Here is a 2,433-nt window from a genome sequence, read left to right as displayed (position 1 = left end):
GGACGGCACCTCTGGGCCGCCGTGCCGGACACGGGCGCCATCCTGTCGCTGCAGCCCGAGACCGGCGCCGTGCGCCGCCTCGTCTCCGTGCCCAAGGGCTCGGGCCGGGTGAGCGGCCTGGCGCTGGATGCGGAGGGCGGGGTGTGGACGGCCCTGCGCGATGGCTGGAGCGTGGTGCGTTTCCTGCCCGACGGCAGCCTGGACCGCGTCGTCGCGCTGCCGGTGCCCTGTCCCACCGACGTGGAACTGGGCGGGGCCGACGGGCGGCGGCTGTTCATCACCACGGCGCGCCAGCCGGTGCCGCTGGACGTGCTGGCCAAGGCGCCGCTGTCGGGCCGGCTCTTCGAGGTCGCGGTGTAGCGGAGCGCCGTTTCGTTCCCCGTTGATGGCGTCTTTATTGAAACAAAAGGTTGTGTACGGGGTGGTTCATCCTATGGCGCCACGGCGTTTCGTTACTTTGTAAAGCGGCGGAAGCGGTGGCCAGGCCGTGGATACAACTCGATGCATTCGCGGCGGCACACCGTATGGCATTTCAAAGGCCCGTGAAACAATTTCCGCCTGCCCGGTCCACCCCATGACCGCCAAGGGGCCGCAGAGCCTCCCGAGCACCACATCCGTCGCCCCATTGGCGCTTGTTTCCAGACCTCAACGAAAGTGTTTCTATGAAGAAGTTCTCACTGAGCGCCGTCGCGCTCGCCCTGCTGCTGTCCGGCTGCGCCACCACGGGCGATGGCAGCAAGAGCGGTTCCGGCACCTCGGCCATCTCCAGCGTGCTGGGCGCGGCCAGCGCCGGCGGTTCCAACTCCAGCAGCACCGAGAACAAGGCGGGCGCCGCGCTGGACGTGTTCAAGGCCGTGACCGTGTCCGACGAAGAACTCAAGACCGTCTCGCTGCAGTACCGCAACTACGAAGACCGCACCGAGAACGCCGCCCCGGCCAACAACAAGTACGCGCAGCGCCTGGCGCGCCTGACCAAGAAGCACGTGAACGAAGACGGCATGAAGCTGAACTTCAAGGTGTACCTGAGCAAGGACGTGAACGCCAACGCCACGGCCGACGGCTCCATCCGCGTGTACAGCGGCCTCATGGACATGATGAATGACCAGGAACTGCTGGGCGTGATCGGCCACGAAATCGGCCACGTGAAGCTGCAGCACTCGCTATCGGCCATGCGCACGGCCTACATGGCTTCCGCCGGCCGCAAGGCCGCGTCCGCCGCGGGCGGCGTGGGCCGCCTGGCCGACTCCGACCTGGGCGCCCTGGGCGAGAAGCTGGTCAACAGCCAGTTCTCGCAAAGCCAGGAAACCCAGGCCGACGACTACGGCCTGGCCTTCATGAAGAAGCACAAGTACAAGGTGCAGGCCATGGAGTCGGCCTTCCGCAAGATCGCCTCGCTGAGCGGCAAGAGCGGCGGCATGGATGCCATGCTGTCCACCCACCCGGACGCGGGCGGCCGTGCGGACCGCATGCGCGACCTGGCCTCGGCGAAGTAATCGGCCAGCCTGAGGCAGCCAGTCAAGGCAGCCAAACCAGAAAGGCGGCGGGCGAAGGCCCGGCCGCCTTTTTTGGTTTTTGCAGGGCGTGGGGGTGGGGCGCCTTCCGGTGCCACCCTCCCGCGAGAGGTGTTTTCCTACGCCCCGCCAGAACCCCGCTCGATAGAGTGGACAGCCTTTGCGTCTCATTTCCGAAAAGGACTCCCACATGCGCGTAGACATCTATCGCCGAGCCGAAGCCGATGGCAAGTTCTCCCACCTCGCCGTGCCCGAAGGGCGCCCCATCCCGCAGGAGGCGATCAACGTGGACTGGGACACCGAAGCCCGCGGCCAGGAGATGGACGAGAACGCCGACCACTGGGACGATTACGGCATCGCGCAGCCGGCCGCGCAGATCGAGGAAAAGGGCTACGCCATCACCGGCGTGCACGAGCTGACCGACTGACCCCGGGGGCCCGGCGGGCAGGGCCCCGCTGCCGCCCCCTTCGCAAAGCCGCCCGCCGCACCCGGCCGGCGGCTTTGTCCATTCGGGGACGCCCGCCCGGTGACAGCGGCGGTGGCGCACGCTACGCTGCGGCGCCATGGAGACAAAAAAACACCCCCCCGTTCGTTCCCCAGATCCGCCTGTACCAGGACTGGCTGCAGGCCCGCCACGGACTGGCCTTCGCGGACTACGACGCGCTCTGGCGCTGGTCCGTCACCGACCTCGATGCGTTCTGGCAGAGCATCTGGGACTACTTCGATCTGCAGTCGCCCACCCCGCACACGGCCGTGCTGGCACGCAATGCCATGCCGGGGGCCGTGTGGTTTCCCGGGGCGCAGGTCAACTACGCGCGCCAGGTGCTGCGCCATGTGGACCCGGCGCACGCCGCGGGCCTGCCGGCGTGGTGAGCCGCAACGAGCGCGGCCTGCACCGCGAGCTGTCCTGGCCCGAGCTGCG

The 2,433-nt window shown here is 68.0% G+C and carries 3 protein-coding genes and 1 pseudogene; all 4 read left to right on the top strand.

Translation table 11 applies throughout. From position 1 onward, the window contains the following. A partial coding sequence (locus tag AC27KI_RS22825) for an SMP-30/gluconolactonase/LRE family protein (RefSeq protein WP_487115987.1) occupies nt 1–360 on the top strand: 360 nt, incomplete at its 5' end. Between the two features lie 302 nt (nt 361–662). After that, entirely contained in the window at nt 663–1,493 is an 831-nt protein-coding gene (locus tag AC27KI_RS22820) for a M48 family metallopeptidase (RefSeq protein WP_487115985.1), read from the top strand. A gap of 208 nt (nt 1,494–1,701) precedes the next feature. After that, nucleotides 1,702–1,938: a DUF6139 family protein gene (locus AC27KI_RS22815; protein WP_487115983.1), complete on the top strand. Its 237-nt coding sequence runs from the start codon at nt 1,702–1,704 to the stop codon at nt 1,936–1,938. Between the two features lie 173 nt (nt 1,939–2,111). Then, nucleotides 2,112–2,433: pseudogene (locus AC27KI_RS22810) on the top strand (acetyl-coenzyme A synthetase N-terminal domain-containing protein); the annotation flags it as partial.

The sequence above is a fragment of the Acidovorax sp. KPB24-03 genome (assembly GCF_057546605.1).
This window is presented reverse-complemented; position numbering and strand designations above follow the sequence as displayed.